We start from the raw sequence: 24,300 nt of genomic DNA on the forward strand, positions 1-24,300 counted from the left end.
GCGCCGCCCCCTTCCCTACATTTCCAGTCATGATGACCCTTGCGATACATGACCAGCGCCTGACCAAGCCGGGCACCCAGAACGCCGCGTTGCGCGACTATGATTCGGTGCGGCGGGCGATCGCCTTCATCTCGGCGAACTGGCGCGCGCAGCCGACCATCGAGGCGATGGCGGATGCCGCCGGCGTGACCCCGGATGAGCTGCACCATCTGTTCCGCCGCTGGGCTTCGATCACGCCGAAGGCTTTCATGCAGGCGCTCACCCTCGACCACGCCAAGAACCTGCTGCGGGATTCCGCCAGCATCCTCGACGCGGCGCTCGACTCCGGCCTGTCGGGGCCGGGCCGGCTTCACGATCTCTTCGTGACGCATGAGGCGATGTCGCCGGGCGAGTGGAAGAACGGCGGCGCCGGCCTCACCCTGCGCTACGGCTTCCATCCCTCGCCGTTCGGTACCGCGATCGTGATCGCCACCGACCGCGGCTTGTCGGGCCTCGCTTTCGCCGATCACGGCGAGGAGAAGATCGCGCTCGCCGACATGACGCGGCGCTGGCCGAACGCCACCTATGTGGAAGATCACGACGGCACCGCGCCGCTCGCAGCGCGCATCTTCGATCCAAAATTGTGGCGGCCGGATCAGCCGCTGCGCGTGGTGCTGATCGGCACCGATTTCGAAGTCCGGGTGTGGGAGACGCTCTTGAGAATTCCGATGGGGCGCGCGGTGTCCTATTCCGACATCGCCTGCAACATCAGCAATCCGAAGGCCTCGCGCGCCGTCGGCGCGGCCGTCGGCAAGAACCCGGTCTCCTTCGTCGTGCCCTGCCACCGCGCGCTCGGCAAGAGCGGCACGTTGACCGGCTATCATTGGGGCATCACCCGCAAGCAGGCCATGCTGGGCTGGGAAGCCGGGCAGCTGGGGCTGCAGTAGGCGTAACAAGCACACTGCCGTAGGGTGGGCAAAGGCGCAAAGCGCCGTGCCCACCATCTCTCTTAAACCGCTGACGCTGCGTGGGCACGCTGCGCTTTGCCCACCCTACGGCACCGCGTGTGTGGCGAAACTCAGCCCGCCAGATCCAGCTTCGAGGCCACGGTCGAGTCGGCGTTGAGGCGGTAGATGATCGGCACGCCGGTCGCGAGCTCGCGCTTCAAAATGCCTTCGGGCGAGAGCTTTTCCAGCACCATGATCAGCGCGCGCAGCGAGTTGCCGTGGGCGGCAACCAGCGTGCGCTTGCCGTTGAGCACGCCGGGCAGGATCTCCTGCACGTAGTACGGCAGTGCGCGCGCCAGCGTGTCCTTCAGGCTTTCGCCGCCGGGCGGCGGCACATCGTAGGAGCGGCGCCAGACATGGACTTGCTCCTCGCCCCATTTCTTGCGGGCGTCGTCCTTGTTGAGACCGGAGAGATCGCCGTAGTCGCGCTCGTTCAGCGCGAGGTCCTTCGAGGTCGGCAGCCCCTCCTGGCCGAGCTCGGCAAGAATGAGATCGAGCGTGTGCTGCGCGCGCGTCAGCACCGAGGTGAAAGCGACGTCGAACACCAGGCCCTGTGCCTTCAGCTTGCGGCCGGCTTCCTTGGCTTCCTTCACGCCGAGTTCGGTGAGGTCAGGGTCCTTCCATCCCGTGAACAGGTTCTTCAGATTCCATTCGCTCTGGCCATGGCGCACGAGCACGAGAAGACGTTCGCTCATCACTGCTTTCCGTGTTTTTCAGTTTAGATGTCGGACAGGCCGAGCACGTCGGCCATGGAGTAGTGCCCCGGCTTCTTGCCATGCGCCCATAGTGCCGCCTTGAGCGCGCCATGTGCGAACAGCATGCGGTCCTCGGCCTGATGCGACAGCGTCAGGCGCTCGAACGCGCCGAGGAAGGTCACGCTGTGATCGCCGGCGACGGTGCCGCCGCGCAAGGAGGCGAAACCGATATGGCCGGGCTTGCGCGCGCCGGTGATGCCGTCACGCCCACGCTCGGAATGGTCATCGAGGCTGACGCCGCGGCCACTGGCTGCGGCCTGGCCCAGCATCAGCGCGGTGCCCGAGGGCGCATCGACCTTCATGCGGTGATGGGTCTCGACGATCTCGATGTCAAAGCTCTGGTCGAGCGCCTTGGCGACGCGCTTGACCACGGCGGCAAGCAGGTTGACGCCGAGGCTCATATTGCCCGACTGCACCACGACGGCGCGGTTGGTGACGCTCTTGATCACCGCATTGTCGGAGCCGGACAGCCCGGTGGTGCCGATGACGTGCACGAGGCCGCGTTCGGCGGCGATCGCGACATTGGCGATGGTCGCCGCCGGCACGGTGAAATCGAGGATGCCGTCGGCGTCCTTGGACATCGCCCAGAGATCGGCGGAAAGCTTGATGCCATTGGCCGGCAGGCCTGCGAGCACGCCGGCATCCTTGCCGAGCAGGTCGGAGCCCGGCGCCTCCAGCGCGCCGGCCAGCACCGCACCCTTGCTCTCGGCAATTGCCCGCACCAGCGCCCGGCCCATCCGGCCGCCGGCTCCCGCAACAATCAACCGCATGTCGGACATGGTGTGATCCTCTTCGGAGCCGTTGTAGCGGGGGGAGGCAGTTCCGGCAACCGAGGGGGATCTGGGGCGGTGACGCGCTCTTACCCTCCCCTGGAGGGGGAGGGTCGATCTGGGGCGGTGACGCGCTCTTACCCTCCCCTGGAGGGGGAGGGTCGATCGCGCGCAGCGCGAGCGGGGTGGGGTGACGGTCCCTCCGCGACGAACAGTGCCCGCGTGGAGAGATCACCCCACCCCGCTGCGCATTCCGCTTCGCTCCATGCTCAGCGACCCTCCCCCTCCAGGGGAGGGTAAGAAAGAGCCTCAGCCGTCCTGCGGCTGCGGGCCGTCATAGCCCTCGATGACGATGAGGTCGGCGATCGAGTGCGGCTGGCGCACCTTGATGTTGGCCTGGTATTCCGGCGAGTTGTAGCAGGCGAGCGCGGTCTCGTAGTCCGGGAATTCGATCACGACGTTGCGGTTGCGGCTCGCGCCTTCGACGGCGGTGAACTTGCCGGCGCGGACGACGAAACGGCCGCCCCATTTCTTGAAGATCGGGCCGTTGGCGATCGCGTAGGGCTTGTAGCCCTCGTCATTGCTGACATCGACACGCCCGATCCAGTAACCCTTTGCCATTGTTCTTCTCCCTGTTGTTGGTGGGTTAACCGAGCGCCTGCGCGATCTCGGCGTGGATGGCTTCGGCTGTTGCCCTGGGATCGACAGCCTCGATCACGGGTCGCGCAACGACGAGGTAGTCGGCACCCGCAGCGATCGCGCGCCCGGGGGTCATGATGCGCTTTTGATCGCCAGCGGCCGTGCCGGCGGGCCGGATGCCTGGGGTGACGAGACTCGTCTGGTGCCCCACGACCTTGCGCAGATTGCCGACCTCCTCCGGCGCGCAGACAATGCCGGCAACGCCAAGCGCCTGCGCTTGCGCCGCCCGCGCTTCAACCAGTTCGGAAACGTGGAGTCGATAGCCCGCCGCATGCAGGTCGTCGTCGTTGTAGGAGGTCAGCACAGTGACGGCGAGAATTTTCAACCCGGAGCCCGCGCAACCTTCGACCGCCGCCTTCATCGTCTGCGGATAGGCATGGACGGTCAGAAAGGTAGCGCCGAGCCTGGTGATGCTCTGAACACCCTGCATCACCGTATTGCCGATGTCGTGCAGCTTGAGATCGAGAAAGACCTTCTTGCCGCTGTCGGCAAGCTTGGCGACGAGGGGCAGCCCGCCGGCGTAAGCGAGGCGATAACCGATCTTGTAGAAGGTGACGCTGTCGCCGAGCCTTGCGACCATCGCCTCCGCGGCATCCACGCTGGGCAGATCGAGGCCTACGATCAGGCGGTCCTTTGGGGCGATTTCGGCTGGTGTCATGTCACCTCACATCATGCGTTGGGAAACGTCGATCAACTGCGCGACCAGCTCCTTCAAGGCGGCGATATCGCCCTCGTTCTTCAGCCTGTCCATATCGTCATAGGCCTGGTCGGCAAAGGCGAGCGTGAGCTGGCTCGCAATCACATTGGCGTGGCAGGAGGAGAGGATCAGCCGCAGCGCCTGCAGCGCGCGGGCGGCACCTAACCGGCTCTGGGACGCGCCGGCAAGCGCGAAGACGCGGTTGCGGAACACCTCGCCGCGCGCCTCGTGCAGCTCGTGCACGCGGCTGACCCAGTCGATCGCGTTCTTCAGCAGCGGCGGCACCGAGGCGTTGTATTCGGGCGAGACGATGAGGACGCCGTGATGCGCGCCGATCATGCGCTTCAGATTGATCGCGTGCTTGGGCACGCCGGATTTGGCCTGGAGATCGCCGTCGTAGATCGGCAGCGGAAAATCGGCGAGCGAGATGCGGGTGACGTCGACGCCGGCCTGCGCGAATTCGTAGGCCGCCACCGCCGCCAGCTTCGCATTGTGCGAGCCGGTGCGCAGCGAGCCGGGAATGATCAGGATCTTGGGAGCTGGCATCCAATCCCACGCGTTCGGCGAAACGAGCCCGCCGCGCAAAGGAGGAGCCGGCGGAATTAATGCTTGCGATACACCCAGACGCGGGCCGGCGGAAGGTTCATCCAGATCCGTTCCGAGGCCTCTGTGGACACGCCGGGCAGCGATTTCGGGATCGGCGGCACCACCGCATAGGTGAACTGGATGAAGGGCGCACCAGGTGCGAGAGCGGTGAAGGCATCGCGGACGAGCCGCAGCCGCGTCAGCATCGGTTTTGTGACGAGCGGCAGGCCGGACACGACCGCACTGGCCGGCGCGCTCAAGACATTCCAGAGCGTATCGCGCAGGCGATAGGCATCGCCCTGCACCACCTTGGCTTGCGGGTAGCGGTCACGCAGCAGCGCGCAGAAGCCGGGATTGTATTCGACGAGAACGAGACGCTTCTGGTCGACGCCCCGCTCGATCAGCGCGGAGGTGATGGCGCCGGTGCCGGGTCCGAGCTCGACCACCGGTGCGTCGGAATCGGGATCGACGTAATGAGCCATGGTCCGCGCCAGCAGCTTGCCGGACGGCATCACCGCGCCCATGTGCAGGGGCTTTTCGATCCACGACCTGAGAAAGCGCACCTCGTCGTCAAGACGAGGCTTCTTCAACGCACGCGCGGACGATGGCAATGGCATGTCGGGACCGGACGGAACCGCGGGACCGCGGCGTGTCAGAAAATGGTCATAAAGACGTATAGGCCGGAGGCGATACGGTCAAGACGAGTCAATTCGCCCGATTGCCGAAGAAATCCTTGACCTTGGCGAAGAAACCCTCGGCTTCCGGCTGGGTGTTGCCGGAGGAGAGCTTTTCGAACTCGGCCAGCAATTCCTGCTGCTTCTTGGTCAGGTTCTGCGGGGTCTCGACCATGACCTGAACGTACATGTCGCCCATCTGGCGCGACCGCAGCACCGGCATGCCCTTTGATGCAATGCGGAATCGGCGTCCCGACTGGGTGCCGGCGGGCACCTTCACCTTGGTCTTGCCCTTCTCGATGGTCGGCACCTCGAATTCGCCGCCGAGCGCGGCGGTCACCATCGAGATCGGCACGCGACAATGCAGGTCGGCGCCGTCGCGCTGGAAGAACTGGTGCTGGGCCAGCGACAGGAAGATGTAGAGATCGCCGGGCGGCCCGCCGCGGACGCCGGCCTCGCCCTCGCCGGCGAGCCTGATCCGTGTGCCGTCCTCGACGCCTTGCGGAATGTTGACCGAGAGCGTCCGCTCGCGGGTCACCCGCCCTTGTCCCGAGCAGGACGGGCAGGCGTCCTCGATCATCTGGCCGCGGCCCTGACAGCCCGGGCAGGTCCGCTCCAGGGTGAAGAAGCCCTGCGACTGCCGCACGCGGCCGGCGCCGCCGCAGGTCGAGCAGGTCTTCGGCTTGGTGCCGGCCTTGGCGCCGATGCCCGAGCAGGCCTCGCAGGTGACCGAGACCGGAATCTCGATCTGCGCGGTCTTGCCGCCAAAAGCTTCCTCGAGGGTGATTTCCATGTTGTAGCGCAGATCCGCGCCGCGCTCGCGGCCGCCGCGGCCGCGCTGTCCGGCCATGCCGAACAGATCCTCGAAGATGTCAGAGAAAGAGGAGGCGAAGCCCGCACCGAAACCGGCGCCGCCGCCGAAGCCGCCGCCCTGCTCGAACGCGGCGTGGCCGTAGCGATCATAGGCGGCGCGCTTGTCCTTGTCCTTCAGGACCTCGTAAGCCTCGTTGATTTCCTTGAACTTGACTTCGCTGGTCTCATCCCCCGGATTGCGGTCGGGATGGAATTTCATTGCGAGCTTGCGGAACGACGATTTCAGCTTGCCTTCGTCGGCGTCGCGTTCGACTTCGAGGGTCTCGTAATAGCAGCGCTTGGTGGACGTGGACATGTGGGACTCGGTCTATCCAATCGCGATTCAAGTTGGAGCAAAACGACGTCGCCAAGCGACGATATAGGCAGCCTTCCGCCTTGCGGCAGAGGGCACCGTGCCTGCGTTCAGCATAACGGTCGGGAATTGATTGATCGTAACGGGCGCCTCGCCCCGTCCCGACACGACGGCCTCCCCCGCGAGGGAGGAGGCCGGTAGCGTGTGTGGGGTCCAAGCCGTCCGCATCGTCACCCTCTCGGGGCTTAAGCGGACTTCTTGTTGTTCTTGTCGTCGTCGACCTCGGTGAATTCCGCGTCGACGACGTCGTCCTTGGCCGCGTCCTTCTTGGCGTCGGCCTCGGCCTGCTGCTTGTACATGGCCTCGCCGAGCTTCATCGAAGCCTGCGCCAGCGTCTGGGTCTTGGCCTTGATCGCCTCGGCATCGTCGCCCTTCAGCGCTTCCTTGAGGTCGCTGACGGCATCCTCGATGGCGCGGCGCTCGCTCTCGGCAACCTTCGAGCCGTGCTCGGCCAAGGCCTTCTCGGTCGAATGCACCAGACCATCCGCCTCGTTCTTGGCGGTGACGGCCTCGCGGCGCTTCTTGTCCGCCTCGGCATTGGCCTCGGCATCCTTGACCATCTTCTCGATGTCGGCTTCCGACAGGCCGCCGGAGGCCTGGATGCGGATCTGCTGCTCCTTGCCGGTGGCCTTGTCCTTGGCCGAGACGTTGACGATGCCGTTGGCGTCGATGTCGAAGGTCACCTCGATCTGCGGCATGCCGCGCGGGGCCGGCGGAATGCCCATCAGGTCGAACTGGCCGAGCATCTTGTTGTCGGCCGCCATTTCACGCTCGCCCTGGAAGACGCGGATGGTGACGGCATTCTGATTGTCTTCAGCCGTCGAGAACACCTGGCTCTTCTTGGTCGGGATCGTGGTGTTGCGGTCGATGATGCGGGTGAACACGCCGCCCAGCGTCTCGATGCCCAGCGACAGCGGGGTGACGTCGAGCAGCAGCACGTCCTTGACGTCGCCTTGGAGCACGCCGGCCTGGATCGCGGCACCGATCGCCACGACTTCGTCCGGATTGACGCCCTTGTGCGGCTCCTTGCCGAACAGCTGCTTCACGACTTCCTGGACCTTCGGCATGCGCGACATGCCGCCGACCAGCACGACCTCGCCGATCTCACCGGCGGTGACGCCGGCGTCCTTCAGCGCCTTGCGGCAGGGCTCGACGGTCTTCTGGATGAGGTCGTCGACCAGCGCCTCGAACTTCGCGCGGGTGAGCTTCATCGTCAGATGCTTCGGGCCGGTCTGGTCCGCGGTGATGAAGGGCAGGTTGATCTCGGTCTGCGTTGTCGAGGACAGCTCGATCTTGGCCTTTTCAGCGGCTTCCTTCAGACGCTGCAGGGCGAGCTTGTCGTTGCGCAGGTTGATTCCCTGCTCCTTCTGGAATTCGTCGGCGAGATAGCCGACCAGGCGCATGTCGAAATCTTCGCCGCCGAGGAAGGTGTCGCCGTTGGTCGACTTCACCTCGAACACGCCGTCGCCGATTTCGAGAATGGAGATATCGAACGTGCCGCCGCCGAGGTCGTACACCGCGATGGTGCCGGCCTTGGTCTTGTCGAGGCCATAGGCGAGCGCGGCCGCGGTCGGCTCGTTGATGATGCGCAGCACTTCAAGGCCCGCGATCTTGCCGGCGTCCTTGGTCGCCTGGCGCTGGGCGTCGTTGAAGTAGGCGGGAACGGTGATGACGGCCTGCTCGACCTTCTGGCCGAGATGGGCTTCCGCGGTCTCCTTCATCTTCTGCAAGATGAACGCCGAGACCTGCGAAGGCGAGTAGGTCTGGCCGTCGGCCTCGACCCAGGCGTCGCCGTTGGAGGCCTTCACGATCTTGTAGGGAACGAGCTTCTTGTCCTTCTCGACCATCGGGTCGTCGTAGCGGCGGCCGATGAGGCGCTTCACTGCGAAGAAGGTGCGCTCGGGATTGGTGACGGCCTGGCGCTTGGCCGGCTGGCCGACGAGGCGCTCACCGTCATCCGTGACGGCGACGATCGAAGGCGTCGTGCGCATGCCTTCGGAATTCTCGATGACTTTGGCGTTCTTGCCATCCATCACGGCAACGCACGAATTCGTGGTGCCGAGGTCGATCCCAATGACCTTTCCCATGGTCCTGATATCCTTCTTTTTGCGGCAGGTTGGCTGGGCCCAAGAGGCACCCGAACCGAAACCCCCTAAGATCAAACATCCGCGATATTGCGATGATTGAGGCTCATATAGGAGGGGGGGAGGGGCCCGCAAGGACCGAAGCTACGTTTCTGCCGCTAAAACATTGGGTTTTGGAAGGTGATATCCGGGCTCAACCGCCCTTGCGGGTGAGGAAATATTAATAGGTTCGGGCCTCGGCAAGCCCCTGCACCCGCGGGCCCGGGTCGCCCTGTTACCGCAAGCCCAAACCCGGTAAAAGGCGGACCGGCCGGGCAGCCGCGAGCGCTGCTTCGCGCGACAAAGCGGCCCGGTGGCCAACCATCGAACGGCCTCAATGTGAACCAATCAGAGTGCCCATGAAGCTGATCCGCCCCCTCGCCGCGCTCGCCCTCCTCGCCGCTTCCGCGCTTCCGGCCTGCGCCGCCGACGCCGTGTTTCCGCCCGGCTTGCGTCTCGGCATGGTGCCGCTGATCGGCCTCAGCACGGCCAAGACCTTTCCGGGCTTCGAGAGCGAGGACGGCAGCGTCAAGGTGCTGGTCACCGAGCTGCCGCCGGCGGCCTATGGCGAGGTCGTGAGCGCCTTCAATTCCAATCCCGGCGGGACGGGCGGCGTCAAGCAGGACAAGGTCGAGACCCCCGCGGGTCTTGCCTATTTCACCACCGAAAGCGGCAAGGCCGGCGATACGCCGGTGAAGCGCTATTCGATGATCGTGCCCGGCGCCGGCTTCTCCGGCTATGTCGCGGTGCAGATCCCGGAGAATGCGACCAAGATCTACACGGACGAGGCGGTGCGACAGATGTTCGCGAGCGCCACCACGCGCAGGCAGGTGTCGGCCGAAGAGCAGCTCGCACTGCTGCCGTTCAAGATCACTGATCTCGCCGACTTCAAGGACGTCCGGACGCTGGCGCCGGGCTCCAGCATCATCCTGGCCGACGGTGACGAGAGCGCCGGCTACGAGTCAAAGCCGTTCATCATCCTCGGCCTGATCGGCGCCACCCCGCAAGCCGCAGACGACCGCGCCCGCTTCGCCCAGGAGGCAGCGCGCCAGATTCCCGGCGTGCGCGACTCGCGCATCACCATGTCCGAGCCGATCCGCATCAACGGCCAGCAGGGTTTCGAGACCCGGATCGACGGCGTCAGCGGCAAGGACAAGACCCCGGTCACCGTGGTGCAGTGGATCCGTTTCTCCACCGGCGGCACCTCGCTGCGCATCATCGCCAGCGCCCCGCGCGACCAGTGGCAAGCCGCTTTCACCCGCTTCCGCGCCGTGCGCGACGGGATTCAGCCGAAGGGGTGAGGCTCGGGGCTTCAGCACATTCAGTGCCATCCCCGCCTAGTGCGCAATTGCGCACGGGGGCGGGGATCCATACCGCGTGACCTCACGGTTGCAGTCGGATACAGTACCAACGAAGAGTTTTCGCCACACGTCTCCCTGTGGTTATGGATCCCGGGCTCGCGCTTTGCGCGCCCCGGGATGACGATGATGTTGGGGCGATCAGCCCAACCGCTCATCAAAGCCGGCTGCATTTTCGGGCTTCTGTTCGTACACGAACGGAACTAGGCTTCCTCCCGTTGGATCATCCTGGAGGGAGGCATACATGCTGGTTCGGCGACAAGTCTTGGCAATGCTTGGAACGACGGCGCTGGCGACGCTGGCGCCAACCGCGCTGCTCGCGGCCGCATCGATCAAGCCGGACGATGCATCCGCGCTGCTCGTGATCGACGTGCAGAACTGCTTCCTGCCCGGCGGTAGCCTCGCGGTGAAGGAAGGCGAGCAGGTGGTGCCGGTCATCAACAAGATCTCGAAGGCATTTGCGAACGTGGTGCTGACGCAGGACTGGCACACGCCGGGCCACGTTTCGTTTGCGTCGGTTCATGCCGGCAAGAAGCCGTTCGAAACGGTCGATCTTCCCTACGGCAAGCAGGTGCTGTGGCCGGACCATTGCGTGCAGGGCACCGACGGCGCGGCGCTGTCGAAGGACCTCTCGATCCCACACGCCGAGCTCATCATCCGCAAGGGTTTTCACAAGGACGTCGACAGCTATTCGGCCTTCCTCGAAGCCGACGGCAAGACCTCGACGGGGCTCGCCGGCTACCTGAAGGGCCGCAAGATCAAGCGCGTCTTCGTCGCTGGCCTCGCGACAGACTTCTGCGTCGCCTGGACCGCGCTCGACGCACGCAAGGCGGGCTTCGAGGTCTATGTGGTGGAAGACGCCTGCCGCGGCATCGACACGCAGGGCTCGCTGGCAAAGGCCTGGGCCGATATGGCCAAGGCCGGCGTGAAGCGGATTCAGTCTGCGGATATCGCGGTGAGCGCGTAAGCAGCGCGCAACACTGGACGACCCTCATCCTGAGGAGCGCGCTTCTTCGCGCGCGTCTCGAAGGAGGAAGGCCGAGCTGCCAGAGCCGGGCCTGCATGGTTCGAGACGCCGCGCAAGGGCGCGGCTCCTCACCATGAGGGCCTGAGACTCAGTTCGCCGCGCCGCTCTGCTCGTTGTTGTTGTTCGCCGCAGACGCAGCCTTTGCGCCGCCCTTGGCGACGCCTACCAGCGCCGGGCGCAGCACGCGATCGCCGATGGTGTAGCCGGCCTGCATGATCTGCACCACGGTGCCCGACGGCACCGACGCATCGGGCACTTCGTACATCGCCTGGTGGAAGTTCGGGTCGAACTTCTGGCCCAAGGGATCGAGCTTCTTCACGCCGTGCTTTTCCAGCGCGTTGAGCAGCGAGCGTTCGGTGAGCTCGACGCCCTCGATCAGCGCGATCAGGCCGGGATCGGCCGCGGCACGCGCTTCGGCCGGAACGGCATCGAGCGCACGCTGAAGATTGTCGGCGATATCGAGCACGTCGCGGGCGAAGCCGGTGATGCCGTAGAGGCGGGCGTCGGCGACCTCCTTGCTGGTGCGCTTGCGCAAGTTCTCCATCTCGGCCAGCGTCCGCAGCATGCGGTCGCGCGCCTCGGCGGCTTCCTTCTGCAACGTCTCGACCGCGCCGGGCTCGGGATCGTCGGGCATGATGTAGGGTTTCGACACCACGGGCTCGCCGGTCGCTGCAGTCGTGTCTTCGGGTTGCCGGTCTTGCTCGGTCATCGGCTCTGGTCTCGAACTCGTTTCAGGGATGCTGGCCCGGATATCGTGCTTAAGCCCACGAAAATCAAGCGCCCGTGATCGGCGGAAAGGCCGGTCAGCCCCCCAAATCAGCCCCCTAAGAGGCGGCTGACGATGCGGGCGGCGTAGTCCACGGTCGGGATCACACGGGCATAATTCAGCCGCGTCGGGCCGATCACGCCGAGAACGCCGACGATGTGGCCGGCGGCATCCCGATAGGGCGAGATGATGGTGGACGACCCCGACAGCGAGAACAGCTTGTTCTCACTGCCGATGAAGATCCGCACGCCTTCGGCGGTCTCGGCCCGGCCGAGCAGGTCGATCACGCCGCGCTTGGTCTCGAGATCGTCGAACAACAGCCGCACCCGCTCCAGATCCTCCAGCGCATGCAGGTCTTCGAGCAGATTGGCATGGCCGCGGACGATGAGCTGGCGGTCCTCATTCTCGCCGCCGGACCAGCTGGCGATGCCGGCCGAGATCACTTTCTGTGTCAGCTGATCGAGCTCGGCACGGGCCTCGCCGAGTGCGGTCTCGAGCTCGAGCCGCGCCTCGGCCAGGGTGCGGCCGCGGATCCGCGCATTGAGGAAATTGCCGGCCTCGGTCAGCGCCGAGGAGGGAACTCCGGGCGGCAGCGTCAGCACGCGGTTTTCGACCTGGCCGTCCTCGCCGACCAGGATGACAAGCGCTTTTTCCGGTTCCAGGCGGACGAATTCGATGTGCTTCAGCCGGGCATTGGATTTTGGCGTCAGCACGACGGCGGCGGCCCGGGTCAGGCCGGAGAGCCGCATCAAGGCCTGGTCCAGCGCCGCCTCGACCGATTGCGCCTCGCCGACGGAGGAGAGCTGGCTCTGGATCGACTGCCGCTCGGCCTCATTGAGGTCGCCGACCTGCATCAGGGCGTCGACGAAGAAGCGCAGGCCCAGTTCCGTCGGCAGCCGGCCGGCGGAGGTGTGCGGGGCATAGATCAGGCCGAGCTGTTCCAAATCGGCCATGACGTTGCGGACCGAGGCCGGCGACAGCGGCATGGCGATCAGGCGGGAAATGTTGCGCGAGCCGACCGGCTCACCGGTCGCGAGATAGCTTTCGACAATTTGACGAAAGATGTCGCGGGAACGCTCGTTGAGCTGGGCAAGGCCTGCGCGCGGCGCGATCAGATGGATCGGATCGTGATGGGCCACAGACGGTAACTCCTCTCAGATACTTATAATTTGTCCATCCGGGCCGCTTCTGACAAGCGTGGCGTTTGCGGGCTCGACGTCAGGGGGTGAATAAGCCCTTGCCGCCCACCCCCGCCCCACCTACAAGCACCGCGAACAGCCTTTTCCCGTGAGTTTTGGAGATTTCCCATGCGGCCAAGCCGCCGTGCGCCCGACGAATTGCGCCCCGTGACGCTGGAGCGCGGCGTGGTCAAATATGCGGAAGGCTCGTGCCTGGTGAAATTCGGCGACACCCATGTGCTGGTCACTGCCACGCTGGAGGAGCGCCTGCCGCCGTGGCTGAAGGGCCAGGGCCGCGGCTGGGTCACCGCCGAATACGGCATGCTGCCGCGCGCAACCTCCGAACGCACCCGCCGCGAGGCCTCTGCCGGCAAGCAGAGCGGCCGAACGGTCGAGATCCAGCGCCTGATCGGCCGCTCGCTTCGAACCATCGTCGATCTCGAAGCGCTCGGCGAGCGCCAGATCACGGTCGATTGCGACGTGCTCCAGGCCGACGGCGGCACCCGCACGGCCTCGATCACCGGCGCCTGGGTCGCGCTTGCCGATTGCCTCAACTGGATGAAGGCGCGCAACATGGTGAAGACCAACGTGCTGCGCGACAACGTCGCCGCGATCTCCTGCGGTATCTACAACGGCACGCCGGTGCTCGATCTCGACTATGCCGAGGATTCGGAAGCCGAGACCGACGCCAATTTCGTCATGACCGGCGACGGCCGCATCATCGAGGTGCAGGGCACCGCGGAACGCGAGCCGTTTACGCAGGACGAGTTCCTGAAGCTGATCGCCCTGGCGCAGAAGGGCATCGCGCGCCTGGTGGACTTGCAGAAACTGGCCGTGGCGTAGTCAATAGGCCCATGCACCGCCGAATCACGGACAAGCTCGTCATCGCCACCCACAATCCCGGCAAGCTCGCCGAGATGAGGGAGCTGCTCGCGCCGTACGGGATCGAGGCGGTGTCGGCCGGCGAGCTCGGCCTGGACGAGCCCGAGGAGACCGGCAACGATTTCCGCAGCAACGCCGCGATCAAGGCGATCGCCGCAGCGCAGGCGACCAAGATTCCCTCCTTCGCCGACGATTCCGGCATCGTGGTCGACGCGCTCGACGGCGCACCCGGAATCTACAGCGCGCGCTGGGCCGGCCCGACCAAGGATTTCAACGCGGCGATGGCGCAGATCGAGCGCCTGCTGCAGGAGCGCGGCGCCACCACGCCGGACAAGCGCAAGGCACACTTCGTCTCCGCGCTATGCGTGGCCTGGCCCGACGATCATCGCGAGGAGGTCGAGGCGCGCGTCGACGGCACGCTGATCTGGCCACCGCGCGGCACGGCCGGCTTCGGCTACGACCCGATGTTCCTGCCGGACGGGCACACGCGAACCTTCGGCGAGATGGAAAGCATCGAAAAACACGGCCTGCCGCCGCTTGGCCTAGGCCTGTCGCATCGCGCCCGCGCCTTCGTGAAACTGGCGGAGATCTGCCTTGAGCCGCGCTAAGGAAGCCTTCGGCGTCTACGTGCACTGGCCGTTCTGCCTGTCGAAGTGCCCCTATTGCGACTTCAACAGCCACGTCCGCCACGCCGCGATCGACGAGGCGAGGTTTGCGTCCGCCTTCGCGCGCGAGATCGCAACGACTGCCGAGCGCGCCCCCGGCCGCGAGGTCACCTCGATCTTCCTCGGCGGCGGCACGCCCTCGCTGATGCAGCCCGCCACGGTTGGCGCGGTGTTAGATGCGATCGGCAAGCACTGGACCGTCGCCGGCGACGTCGAGGTGACGCTGGAAGCGAACCCGACCAGCGTCGAAGCCACGCGCTTTGCCGGCTATCGCAGCGCCGGCGTCAACCGCGTCTCGCTCGGCGTGCAGGCGCTCGACGACGCCTCGCTGAAGGCGCTCGGCCGCATGCACAGCGCGCGCGAGGCGCTCGATGCCGTCGCCATCGCGCGCCGCGCGTTCGACCGCTATTCGTTCGACCTGATCTACGCCCGGCCCGACCAGACGCCGGCGATGTGGGCCGACGAGCTCAGGCACGCCATCGATGAAGCGGCCGAGCATCTGTCGCTCTATCAATTGACGATCGAGGAAGGCACGCCGTTCTTCGGCCTGCACCAGGCCGGCAAGCTAAAGACGCCGGACGAAGCGGTCGCACGCGCGCTCTACGACGTCACGCAGGAGACCTGCGACAAGCTCGGCCTGCCCGCCTACGAGATCTCCAATCACGCCCGGCGCGGCGCCGAGTGCCGGCACAATCTGGTGTATTGGCGCGGCGAGGAATATGCCGGCATCGGCCCCGGCGCACATGGCCGCCTCGACATTGACGGGATCAGGCACGCCACCGCCACCGAGAAGCGTCCGGAGGCCTGGCTGATGCGGGTCGAGACCAACGGCGACGGCGTCGTCAGCGACGAGCTCCTCAACAGCGAGGAGCGCGCCGACGAATTCCTGCTGATGGGTTTGCGTCTCGCCGAAGGCATCGATCCCGAGCGCTACAGGGCCCTCGCCGGCCGCCCGCTCGACCCCCGCCGCATCGCGCTGCTGCGCGAGGAAGGCGCGATCACCGTGGATGGCACGGGACGCCTGCGCGTGACCAGCAGCGGATTTCCCGTGCTGGATGCGGTGGTCGCGGATCTGGCGGCGTAAGGAGATGCCGTAGGGTGGGCAAAGGCGCACTTGCGCCGTGCCCACCATCTCTCAACAAAACCGCGTGAATTGGTGGGCACGCTTCGCTTTGCCCACCCTACGACACCGTCGTCGTACTACGCCCCAAAGCTCTTCGGCGATCCCGCCACCGCAGCACCGCCGCCTTGCGTCACCTTCATCACGGCAAGGCCCCGTTCATTCGTGCCATCCGCGCGGAAGCGGAACAGGCCGTCGATGCCGGCAAAGCCGGAGGGGTTGGTGAGCACGTCGGAGGAGAAGCGCTGGCCGCCTTGCGTGCGCGCCAGCGCGGCGACGAGTGCGACCGCATCATAGGCGAGCGTTGCGGTGCGGATCGGCTCCGCGCCGTATTTGGTGCGGTAGCGGCCGGAGAACGCGCGAAAACCGGCCGGGTCGGGCGCGGCGTAGAGGCCACTCTGCAGCGCGGCGCTGGCATAGACGCGCGGATTGTCCCACAGGCCGGTGCCGAGCAGCTGGATGTTGCGCAGGTTCGCGCCCGCGGCCGTCATCGCATCCGCCACTGACACGACCGCATCGCCGTCATCGGCAATGAACAGCGCGTCCGCGCTGCCGAGCTGCTGCGCCACGGTGCGCGCGGGGGTGGCACGATCGGCGCCATATTTCTCGAACGCGACGATGCGCCCGCCCCGCCGCGGCACCGCCGCCTTCACCGCGGCCTCGACGACATTGCCATAGGCGTTGTCGGGTACCAGCACGGCGAAGGAGCGCTTTCCGATGCCGGCGGAATATTCGACGATGCGGTTGACGTCGGACTCCGGCAGGAACGACAACAGATAGACGCCGCGGCCGGCGATGCTGGAATCCGTCGAGAACGCGATCACCGGGATGCCGCGCGTGCGCGCGACCTGCGCCACCGCCGGCACCGATTGCGCAAACAGCGGCCCGAGGATGATCTCGGCGCCCTCGTCGACCGCCTGCTGCGCGCCGGCTTGCGCGCCTTGCGGGCTGCCATTGTCGTCCTTGATCAGGAGCTGGATGTTCGGGTTCTGGAACTCGGCCAGCGCCATCTCGGAGGCATTGCGCATCGATTGCGCGGCGAGCCCGGCGTTACCGGCAGCGGAGAGCGGCAGGATCAGACCGACCTTCACGCCGCCGGTGCCGGCGGTCGTCGCCTGCTGCTGCGGACCTGCCGGCTGGGCCGGCGGTGCGGAGCTCGAGAACGGGTTGGAGAACTGGCTGAGACTTTGCTGCACGCCGGCGCAGGCCGACAGCACGGGCGCGCCGAGCAACAGGCCGAGCGCAGTCCGCCGGGTCGCCCCTGGCGATCGGGACCCCGGAACGGGAGACTTTGGATGACGCGGGCCCAGCATGGCAGCTTCTCTTCTGACCGGCCGTGCGCCAGCCGATCACGACATTGCTTTCCGCGACACAGGCCGCGGATTCAGACAGTGTGTCGGCAAATAGTTAACCAAAACAAAAGGATAACAACCGCTTAACGCGGCCGCCGTCCCGTCCCGGCAGCTCTTTACCGTCACTCATTCACTCATCAAGGCGGCGTTTCCGTCGCGAATATGGCGCGAGGGCCCTAACTCCCTCCCGACGTGATCTTCGACCGATCACATTCCCGTCCGTTCCTCGCCCCTCACCTCGGCACGATCTTTTTCGGCGAGCCGGTTCCCAGCCCCACCGATCGTGCCTAAGTTGACTTCATTATGCGCGCAAAGCCGGCCCCGATAAATACGCCTGAAGCTCAAGACGCCGCCTCGCGCGGTTTCTCCATCGATGCCCATCGGCTCGCGGCGCCGAAGGCGGCGCCAGGCCTCCATCTGGTCGCGACCCCGATCGGCAATCTCGGCGACATCACCGTGCGGGCGCTGCAGACGCTCGCCGGCGTCGACGTCATCGCCTGCGAGGACACCCGCATCACGCGCCGCCTGACCGAGCGCTATGCGATCACGGCACAGCTCAAGCCCTATCACGAGCACAATGCGGAGGCCGCGCGTCCAAAAATCCTCGAAGCCCTCGGACAGGGCGGCTCGGTCGCGCTGGTGTCGGACGCCGGCACGCCGCTGATCTCCGATCCCGGCTTCAAGCTGGTGCGCGAGGTCTGCGCCGCCGGCCATGCGGTGTATGCGCTGCCCGGCCCGTCCTCGGTACTAGCGGCGTTGTCGGTCGCAGCCCTGCCGACCGATCGGTTCTTCTTCGAAGGCTTTTTGCCGGCGAAATCCGCGGCGCGAAAGTCGCGCCTCGCCGAGCTCGCGCGGATCGACGCGACGCTGGTGATGTTCGAATCCGGCAACCGCGTGCAGGACACGCTCGCCGATCTCGCCGAGATCATGGGGACGCGCGAGGCTGCGATCTGCCGCGAGCTGACCAAGCTGCACGAGGAGATTTCGCGCGCACCATTGAGCGAACTGGCGCGCGAGGCCGATACGCTGGAGACGCGCGGCGAATTCGTGCTGGTGATCGCGCCGCCCGCGGCCGACGCCGAGGTTCTGACATTGGACGCACTCGACGGTCTGTTGCGCGAGCAGCTTGCCGCGCACAGCGTTAAAGATGCCGTGGCGCATGCGGTCGCGCTCTCGGGCCGGCCGCGCCGCGAGGTCTATGCCCGCGCGCTCGAGCTCGCAAAGGATTCGCGGGGCGGCGATGGCGAAGACTGAGACTCCTGCGGAGCCAAAGGTCGCCTCGCCGGAGCGCGTCGCGGCGTTCCAGACGGGGATTTCCGCGGAGAGCCGCGCCGCCGCCTATCTGATGGCCAAGGGCTACCGCATTCTCGCCAAACGTTACCGCACGCCGCATGGCGAGATCGACATCGTGGCGCGGCGCCGCAACCTGATCGCCTTCGTCGAGGTCAAGGCACGCGCCACGCTGGACGATGCCGCCTTTGCCGTGACGCCGCGCCAGCAGCAGCGCATCATCGACGCCGCCCAAGGCTGGCTCGCAGCGCATCCCGAGCATGCCGAATTTGAATTGCGATTCGACGCCATGCTGATTGCGCCGCGCTCGCTTCCGCGCCATGTGTTGGCGGCATTCGACGCCTCGACCTGAAAGGCAGCCCATGAAACTGAACGTCGCCGTCCAGATGGACCCCATCGCCCGCATCAACATCAAGGGCGATTCCACCTTCGCGCTGCTCTTGGAGGCGCAGAAGCGCGGCCATGGCCTGTCCTATTACACGCCCGACAAGCTCTCGATGGTCGGCGACGAGCTGGTCGCACCGGTTCAGCTCCTGACCGTGCGCGACGAGCCCGGCGACCATTTCACCCTCGGCGAGCCCAAGCGCGAGGCTCTGAACGGCTTCGACGTGGTGCTGCTCCGCCAGGACCCGCCGTTCGACCTCGCCTACATCACCTCGACTCATTTCCTCGAGCGCATCCATCCGAAGACGCTGGTGGTCAACGATCCCGCCTCGGTGCGCAACGCGCCGGAAAAACTGTTCGTGATGAATTTTCCGCAGCTGATGCCGCCGACGTTGATCTCGCGCGACCTCGATGAGATCAACGCGTTCCGCGACAAGCACGGCGCCGTCGTCATGAAGCCGCTGCACGGCCATGGCGGCGCGGCGGTGTTCCGCGTGATGCCGCAGGACATGAATTTCGGCTCGCTGTTCGACATGTTCTCGGTGACGTTCAGGGAGCCCTGGGTGATCCAGCAATTCATCCCCGAGGTGAAGCACGGCGACAAGCGCATCATCCTGGTCGACGGCGAGTTCGCCGGCGCGGTGAACCGTGTGCCGGCGGCCGACGACCTCCGCTCCAACATGGTGCGCGGCGGCGCGGCGCAGGAGACCGAGCTCACGCCGCGCGAGCGCGAGATCTGCGCCACCGTCGGCCCGGCGCTGCGCGAGCGCGGCCTGTTGTTCGTCGGCATCGACGTCATCAACGGCAATCTCACCGAGATCAACGTGACCTCACCGACCGGCATCCGCGCCATCGCACGGCTCGGCGGCCCTGATGTCGCGGCGAAGATCTGGGACGCGATCGAAGCGAAGCGGAAGAGGTAGAGCTCTGCGCGTAGCCCGGATAGAGCGTTAGCGAAATCCGGGACGCCCACCACTCGCACCGGCCCCGGATTACGCTTGCGCTCCATCCAGGCTACGGACGATGCTCGCGGCCACCTCGCGCGCTAACGACGTATTCACCATGACGCCCCCGCGCCTCGCGCAAACGCGTGCTCCGACATGCGTGAAACTACGGGGCCGTTGGCCGGCTCAATAACGCCGCGTTCACCATCTGCCGAAAACCAGCATCGCGGCCGGCAATCGCGTTCGGCCTCGCAACACCCCTTATACTTTTGCTGCCTACTCATCGACGCGGGGGAACACGCCAGGTGCGGTTCGAGTGCCCCGCGTAAGAGTAGAAGCGTATGAATACCGCACGCATTGTCGTTCTCGTCATCGCTCTCGGCGCCGGCGGCGTCGCTGCATATCTGGCGAGCGGCTATCAGAATCCGCCCGCGGCCACCCTGCCCGTCGCCGAGAAGCTGCCGACGGTCGAGGTCCTCATCGCCAAGAACGACATCCAGCTCGGCCAGGCCGTGAAGCCCGAGGACCTGCAATGGCAGGCCTGGCCCGCGGCGACCGCCAGCAGCGCCTTCATCCGCCGCGACAGCAGGCCGGAGGCCCGGACCCAGATCGCAGGCTCGATCGCGCGCGTGCCGCTGATGCAGGGCGAGCCGATCCGCGAGCAGAAGCTGGTCAAGGCCGAAGGCTCCGGCTTCATGGCCGCGATCCTGCCGTCCGGGATGCGCGCAGTCTCCACCGAGATTTCAGCCGAAACCGGCGCCGGCGGCTTCATCCTGCCGAACGACCGCGTCGACATCGTCCTGACCCGCCGGCTGAAGAATCCGGACGGCGGCAACAGCAACGGTCCGACCGGCGGCAACGACCTCATCCTGTCGGAGGTCATTCTCACCAACATCCGCGTGCTCGCGATCGACCAGGCCCCGAAGGAAAAGGAGGGCCAGAACGCGGTCGTCGGCAAGACGGTCACGCTCGAGCTCCGGCCCGACCAGATCGCCACGCTTTCAGCCGCACGGCAGGGCGGCACTCTGACACTCGCACTGCGCAGCATCGTCGATGCCAACGCAGTCGACGGCACGCCCGAGGACCAGGCGATCAAGCGCCCGGGCGGCGTGAACGTGATCCGTTACGGCGTCCAGGCACGGCAACTGACGTCGCAGAAGTGATGGGGACAGCATGAACTACGGGGGTGATCGGACGGGCCTGCGCATTCGGGGGAAGCGCGCGGGCTCGGTCCTGACGGGGACGATCTTGATGCTGGGGCTGCTCGCGGCTCACGGCGTCGTCAGTGCCGCGGAGGCGCCGGTCGGCGACCAGGCGCCGATGCAGGCGTCGGATCTCAGCGTATCGTCGGTCGGGACGGTCGCACCGGCGCGGTCGCGCTTTCTGTCGCTCGGCATCGGCAAGTCCGTCGTCATCGACCTGCCGCGCGAGGTCAAGGACGTGCTGGTGGCCGATCCCAAGATCGCCAATGCGGTGATCCGCTCGGCCCAGCGCGCCTATATCATCGGTGGCCAGGTCGGCCAGACCAACGTCGTGTTCTTCGCCGCCGACGGCCAGCAGGTCGCCTCCTATGACATCGCGGTGAAGCGCGACCTCAACGGCATGCGTGCAGCGCTGCGCCAGTCCCTGCCCGGAGTCCAGATCGAAGGCGTCGGCGACAGCGTGATGCTGACCGGCTCGGTGTCGAGCCCGGTCGAGGCCCAGCAGGCCGGCGATGTCGCCGCAAAGCTCGTCGGCGGTTCGGACAAGGTCGTCAACAACATCGTCGTGCGCGGCCGCGATCAGGTCATGCTCAAGGTCGTGGTCGGCGAAGTCCGCCGCGACATCGTCAAGCAGCTCGGTGTCGATCTCAGCGCCAGCCTGAACGCCGGCACCGCCGTGGTGAATTTCAACAATTCCAACCCGTTCTCGGTCTCCGGCGGGCCGATCGTCGGCAGCAATGGGCTCGGCGTCACCGGGCTCGCCAAGGGCGTCGCCACCGTCAACGCGACGATGCGGGCGATGGAGAGCGCCGGTGTCATGCGCACGCTGGCCGAGCCGAGCCTGACCGCGATCTCGGGCGAATCCGCCACTTTCGTCGCCGGCGGTGAATTTCCGATTCCCGGAGGCTATGCCTGCGATCCGGTCACACACGTCTGCACCACCCAGGTCACCTACAAGAAGTTCGGCATCTCCCTGAACTTCACCCCGGTCGTGCTCAGCGAAGGCCGCATCAGCCTGCGCGTGATGACCGAGGTCTCGGAGCTGTCGAACACCAACTCGATCACGTTGACGCAGGCCGTGTCCGGGAACTCGACCAACTCGATCACCATCCCTTCGGTGCAAACCCGCCGCGCCGAAACGACGCTGGAAATTCCGTCGGGCGGCTCGATGGCGATGGCCGGCCTGATCCAGCAGCAGACCAAGCAGGCGATCAACGGGCTGCCTGGTGTCGACCAGGTGCCGATCATCGGCGCGCTGTTCCGCAGCCAGGACTTCGTCAACAACGAGACCGAGCTGATGGTGATCGTGACGCCCTATGTGGTGCGCGCGGTGGCCCAGAAGGAATTGTCGCGGCCCGACGACGGCTTCGCGCCGGCCTCGGACGCGCAGAGGGCGCTGCTCGGCCGGGTCAACCGCCTCTACGGCGTCGCGAGCCGCGTCGATCCGGTCGCCGGCACGCCTGGTGATTTCGGCTTCATCATCGACTGAGACGAACGGTTTGGGGACCGGGCAAGACACGGGGCAAGAGGGGATCAGGCGATGACGAAGACGAGAGCCGATCGACGTCGCAGCGTAAGCATCGCGCTGGCACTGGCGGGGTTGTCCGTCATGCTGGGCGCCTGCAACACCACCGAGATCGTCACCCAGACGGTGCCGACCGATTATCGCCAGCGCCACCCGATCGCGGTGCAGGAAGGCAAGAAGTCGATCGTGATCTTCGTCGGCAAGAGCCGAGGCGGCCTCTCGGCTGCGCAGCATGCGGACGTCGCGGGCATCGCGCGGGACTGGGTGCGCGAAGGCAGCGGCTCCGTCGTCGTCGACGTGCCCGTCGACACCGCCAATTCGCGCGCGGCTGCCGCGAGCTATCAGGAGATCCGTTCGGTGCTCACGTCCGGCGGCGTGCCGTCGCGCGCCATCGTCCAGCGGCCCTATCGCCCTGACGATCCCGGGCTGCTGCCGACCATCCGCCTCAGCTATTCGAAGATCACCGCGGTCGCCGGCCCCTGCGGGCTGTGGCCGGAAGACGTCGGCCCCAACATCCTCGATCCCGGCTACAACGAGAACCGGCCCTATTTCAATCTGGGCTGCGCCAGCCAGCGCAATCTCGCCGCGATGATCGACAACCCGGCCGACCTCGAGCAGCCGCGCGCCGAGACGCCCGCCTATACCGCACGGCGCGACATCGCGTTCGAGCGCTATCGCAAGGGCACGACGACGACGACCACCTATCCCGAATCCGACAAGGCCAAACTCAGCGACACCGGCAGATGACAGCCATCCACAACGAAGACGCGGACGATCCGCAGCATCCCGAGGAACATATCGCGCCGGTTCCTCGCATTTCGGTGCAAGCCTTTTGCGAGACCGAGCAGACGCTCAACGCGGTGACGGCGGCTGGCCAGGACCGCCGGCTCGCCAAGGCCCACCTCAGCGCCAAGGACGGCGGCATTGCCGCGGCGATCGAAGCCTATGAATCGATGCCGACGCCGAACGTGATCGTCATCGAGTCCGACGGCACGCGCGACATCCTCGAGGGACTGGACGATCTCGCCGGCGTCTGCGATCCCGGCACCCGCGTCGTCGTGATCGGCAGCCCCAGCGACACCGCGCCCTATCGCGAGCTGGTGCGCCGCGGCGTCAACGACTACGTGGTCGGACCGGTCGAGACGCTCGACGTGGTCCGCTCGATCTGCAGCCTGTTCTCGGCCTCCGAGGCCATCATCACCGGCCGCGTCATCGCGGTGGTCGGCGCCAAGGGCGGCGTCGGCGCGTCCACGGTTGCGCATAATCTGGCCTGGACCATCGCCCGCGACCTCTCGCTCGATTCCGTCGTGATCGATCTCGACCTCGCCTTCGGCACCGCGGGCCTCGACTACAACCAGGATCCGGTGCAAGGCATCGCCAATGCGGTGCTGTCGCAGGACCGGCCGGACACGGCGCTGATGGAGCGCCTCCTCGCCAAATGCACCGATCGCCTCAGCCTGTTGGCGGCGCCCGCCACGCTCGACCGCGTCTACGATTTCGGTGCCGAAGCTTTTGACGCGGTGTTCGACACGCTGCGCATGACGACGCCCTGCATCGTGCTCGACGTTCCCCATCAATGGTCCGGCTGGACCCGCCGCGCGCTGGTGAACGCCGACGACATCGTGATCGTGGCCGAGCCCGATCTCGCCAATCTGCGCAACACCAAGAACATGCTGAGCGTCCTGAAGGCGGCGCGACCGAACGACCGGCCGCCGCTGTATTGCATCAATCAGGTCGGCATGCCCAAGCGCGCGGAGATCGAGGTCAAGGCCTTCGCCAAGACCATGGAGAGCCAGCCGATCGCGGTGATCCCATTCGATTCGAAACTGTTCTCGACCGCGGCCAATAATGGCCAGATGATCGCGGAGGTCTCCAGGAGCCACCGCACCACCGTTCTGTTCCAGAACATGGCGAACCGCCTCGCCGGCCGCGGCGAGGTGAAGAAGCCGAAGCGCTCGCTGCTCGAGCCGCTTTTGAAGAAGCTGAAGGGCAAGTCGGGACGGAGCTCGGCTCCGCATCGCAAGGCGTCGTAGGCGCAGCTTAATTGAGCATGATCTTTTCGGAAAACCGCTTCACACTTTTCCGGATCATGC

Annotated in this window: 24 protein-coding genes; 13 read left to right on the forward strand and 11 right to left on the reverse strand. The window is 66.1% G+C overall.

From position 1 onward, the window contains the following. The first annotated feature begins 29 nt into the window (after positions 1 to 29). Positions 30 to 926, forward strand: coding sequence for a bifunctional helix-turn-helix domain-containing protein/methylated-DNA--[protein]-cysteine S-methyltransferase (locus DCG74_RS04685; RefSeq protein WP_172789472.1), 897 nt, complete (start codon positions 30 to 32; stop codon positions 924 to 926). A 131-nt stretch (positions 927 to 1,057) separates the two neighbouring features. Here the strand turns inward: DCG74_RS04685 and DCG74_RS04690 are convergent, their stop codons facing one another. From DCG74_RS04690 to dnaK, 8 genes are all read right to left on the reverse strand, one after another. Continuing rightward, positions 1,058 to 1,681 (reverse strand): 2,3-bisphosphoglycerate-dependent phosphoglycerate mutase, encoded by a 624-nt coding sequence (locus DCG74_RS04690; RefSeq protein WP_172789471.1) that lies wholly within the window; start codon positions 1,679 to 1,681, stop codon positions 1,058 to 1,060. 23 nt (positions 1,682 to 1,704) lie between these two features. Further along, a complete protein-coding gene (dapB, locus tag DCG74_RS04695; protein ID WP_172789470.1) occupies positions 1,705 to 2,520 on the reverse strand; it encodes a 4-hydroxy-tetrahydrodipicolinate reductase in 816 nt (271 codons plus the stop codon). A 300-nt stretch (positions 2,521 to 2,820) separates the two neighbouring features. Then, complete coding sequence (locus DCG74_RS04700) at positions 2,821 to 3,132, reverse strand: DUF1330 domain-containing protein (RefSeq protein ID WP_036003256.1); 312 nt, start codon at positions 3,130 to 3,132, stop codon at positions 2,821 to 2,823. A gap of 25 nt (positions 3,133 to 3,157) precedes the next feature. After that, entirely contained in the window at positions 3,158 to 3,868 is a 711-nt protein-coding gene (gene pyrF, locus DCG74_RS04705; protein WP_172787784.1) for an orotidine-5'-phosphate decarboxylase, read from the reverse strand. A 6-nt stretch (positions 3,869 to 3,874) separates the two neighbouring features. Continuing rightward, positions 3,875 to 4,453 carry an NADPH-dependent FMN reductase gene (locus DCG74_RS04710; RefSeq protein WP_172787785.1) on the reverse strand — a complete coding sequence of 193 codons (579 nt, stop codon included), beginning with the start codon at positions 4,451 to 4,453 and terminating at the stop codon, positions 3,875 to 3,877. A gap of 56 nt (positions 4,454 to 4,509) precedes the next feature. Further along, the gene (locus DCG74_RS04715; RefSeq protein WP_172787786.1) at positions 4,510 to 5,109 is read right to left on the reverse strand and encodes a class I SAM-dependent methyltransferase; all 600 of its coding nucleotides are present in this window, start codon (positions 5,107 to 5,109) and stop codon (positions 4,510 to 4,512) included. An 88-nt stretch (positions 5,110 to 5,197) separates the two neighbouring features. Beyond that, positions 5,198 to 6,334, reverse strand: a complete 1,137-nt coding sequence (gene dnaJ, locus DCG74_RS04720; RefSeq protein WP_172787787.1) for a molecular chaperone DnaJ — start codon at positions 6,332 to 6,334, stop codon at positions 5,198 to 5,200. 242 nt (positions 6,335 to 6,576) lie between these two features. Further along, positions 6,577 to 8,478, reverse strand: coding sequence for a molecular chaperone DnaK (gene dnaK / locus DCG74_RS04725; protein ID WP_036003245.1), 1,902 nt, complete (start codon positions 8,476 to 8,478; stop codon positions 6,577 to 6,579). A 395-nt stretch (positions 8,479 to 8,873) separates the two neighbouring features. Here dnaK and DCG74_RS04730 point away from each other — a divergent pair, with 395 nt between their 5' ends. Both DCG74_RS04730 and pncA read left to right on the forward strand, forming a co-directional pair. Further along, positions 8,874 to 9,815, forward strand: coding sequence for a hypothetical protein (locus DCG74_RS04730; protein WP_172787788.1), 942 nt, complete (start codon positions 8,874 to 8,876; stop codon positions 9,813 to 9,815). A gap of 301 nt (positions 9,816 to 10,116) precedes the next feature. Continuing rightward, positions 10,117 to 10,839, forward strand: coding sequence for a bifunctional nicotinamidase/pyrazinamidase (gene pncA, locus DCG74_RS04735; protein WP_172787789.1), 723 nt, complete (start codon positions 10,117 to 10,119; stop codon positions 10,837 to 10,839). A 148-nt stretch (positions 10,840 to 10,987) separates the two neighbouring features. Here the strand turns inward: pncA and grpE are convergent, their stop codons facing one another. Together grpE and hrcA are read right to left on the reverse strand one after the other, a co-directional pair. After that, positions 10,988 to 11,608 (reverse strand): nucleotide exchange factor GrpE, encoded by a 621-nt coding sequence (gene grpE, locus DCG74_RS04740; RefSeq protein ID WP_172787790.1) that lies wholly within the window; start codon positions 11,606 to 11,608, stop codon positions 10,988 to 10,990. 107 nt (positions 11,609 to 11,715) lie between these two features. Beyond that, complete coding sequence (gene hrcA, locus DCG74_RS04745) at positions 11,716 to 12,804, reverse strand: heat-inducible transcriptional repressor HrcA (protein WP_091882505.1); 1,089 nt, start codon at positions 12,802 to 12,804, stop codon at positions 11,716 to 11,718. 168 nt (positions 12,805 to 12,972) lie between these two features. Here hrcA and rph point away from each other — a divergent pair, with 168 nt between their 5' ends. The 3 genes from rph to hemW are packed head-to-tail and all read left to right on the forward strand — an operon-like array spanning position 12,973 to position 15,474. Further along, positions 12,973 to 13,686: a ribonuclease PH gene (gene rph, locus DCG74_RS04750; RefSeq protein WP_172787791.1), complete on the forward strand. Its 714-nt coding sequence runs from the start codon at positions 12,973 to 12,975 to the stop codon at positions 13,684 to 13,686. Between the two features lie 11 nt (positions 13,687 to 13,697). Next, positions 13,698 to 14,333, forward strand: a complete 636-nt coding sequence (gene rdgB / locus DCG74_RS04755) for an RdgB/HAM1 family non-canonical purine NTP pyrophosphatase (protein WP_172787792.1) — start codon at positions 13,698 to 13,700, stop codon at positions 14,331 to 14,333. After that, positions 14,320 to 15,474 carry a radical SAM family heme chaperone HemW gene (gene hemW, locus DCG74_RS04760; RefSeq protein WP_172787793.1) on the forward strand — a complete coding sequence of 385 codons (1,155 nt, stop codon included), beginning with the start codon at positions 14,320 to 14,322 and terminating at the stop codon, positions 15,472 to 15,474. The genes rdgB and hemW overlap by 14 nt, the downstream gene beginning before the upstream one ends. Before the next feature lie 116 nt (positions 15,475 to 15,590). Here hemW and DCG74_RS04765 read toward each other — a convergent pair whose 3' ends face one another. Beyond that, positions 15,591 to 16,823 carry a penicillin-binding protein activator gene (locus DCG74_RS04765; RefSeq protein ID WP_172787794.1) on the reverse strand — a complete coding sequence of 411 codons (1,233 nt, stop codon included), beginning with the start codon at positions 16,821 to 16,823 and terminating at the stop codon, positions 15,591 to 15,593. 342 nt (positions 16,824 to 17,165) lie between these two features. Here DCG74_RS04765 and rsmI point away from each other — a divergent pair, with 342 nt between their 5' ends. From rsmI to DCG74_RS04800, 7 genes are all read left to right on the forward strand, one after another. Beyond that, positions 17,166 to 18,116, forward strand: coding sequence for a 16S rRNA (cytidine(1402)-2'-O)-methyltransferase (gene rsmI / locus DCG74_RS04770; protein ID WP_172787795.1), 951 nt, complete (start codon positions 17,166 to 17,168; stop codon positions 18,114 to 18,116). After that, complete coding sequence (locus DCG74_RS04775) at positions 18,103 to 18,504, forward strand: YraN family protein (RefSeq protein WP_172787796.1); 402 nt, start codon at positions 18,103 to 18,105, stop codon at positions 18,502 to 18,504. Before rsmI ends, DCG74_RS04775 begins: the two co-directional genes overlap by 14 nt. Before the next feature lie 10 nt (positions 18,505 to 18,514). Further along, positions 18,515 to 19,459, forward strand: coding sequence for a glutathione synthase (gene gshB / locus DCG74_RS04780; RefSeq protein WP_172787797.1), 945 nt, complete (start codon positions 18,515 to 18,517; stop codon positions 19,457 to 19,459). Between the two features lie 362 nt (positions 19,460 to 19,821). Beyond that, on the forward strand, positions 19,822 to 20,643 hold the full coding sequence (cpaB, locus tag DCG74_RS04785; protein WP_172787798.1) for a Flp pilus assembly protein CpaB: 822 nt from the start codon (positions 19,822 to 19,824) through the stop codon (positions 20,641 to 20,643). A 10-nt stretch (positions 20,644 to 20,653) separates the two neighbouring features. After that, a complete protein-coding gene (locus DCG74_RS04790; protein WP_172787799.1) occupies positions 20,654 to 22,171 on the forward strand; it encodes a type II and III secretion system protein family protein in 1,518 nt (505 codons plus the stop codon). 51 nt (positions 22,172 to 22,222) lie between these two features. After that, entirely contained in the window at positions 22,223 to 22,954 is a 732-nt protein-coding gene (locus DCG74_RS04795) for a CpaD family pilus assembly protein (RefSeq protein WP_172787800.1), read from the forward strand. Next, entirely contained in the window at positions 22,951 to 24,240 is a 1,290-nt protein-coding gene (locus DCG74_RS04800) for an AAA family ATPase (RefSeq protein ID WP_172787801.1), read from the forward strand. The genes DCG74_RS04795 and DCG74_RS04800 overlap by 4 nt, the downstream gene beginning before the upstream one ends. Positions 24,241 to 24,300 lie beyond the last annotated feature (60 nt).

The organism is Bradyrhizobium sp. WBAH42 (assembly GCF_024585265.1).
Lineage (GTDB): Bacteria > Pseudomonadota > Alphaproteobacteria > Rhizobiales > Xanthobacteraceae > Bradyrhizobium.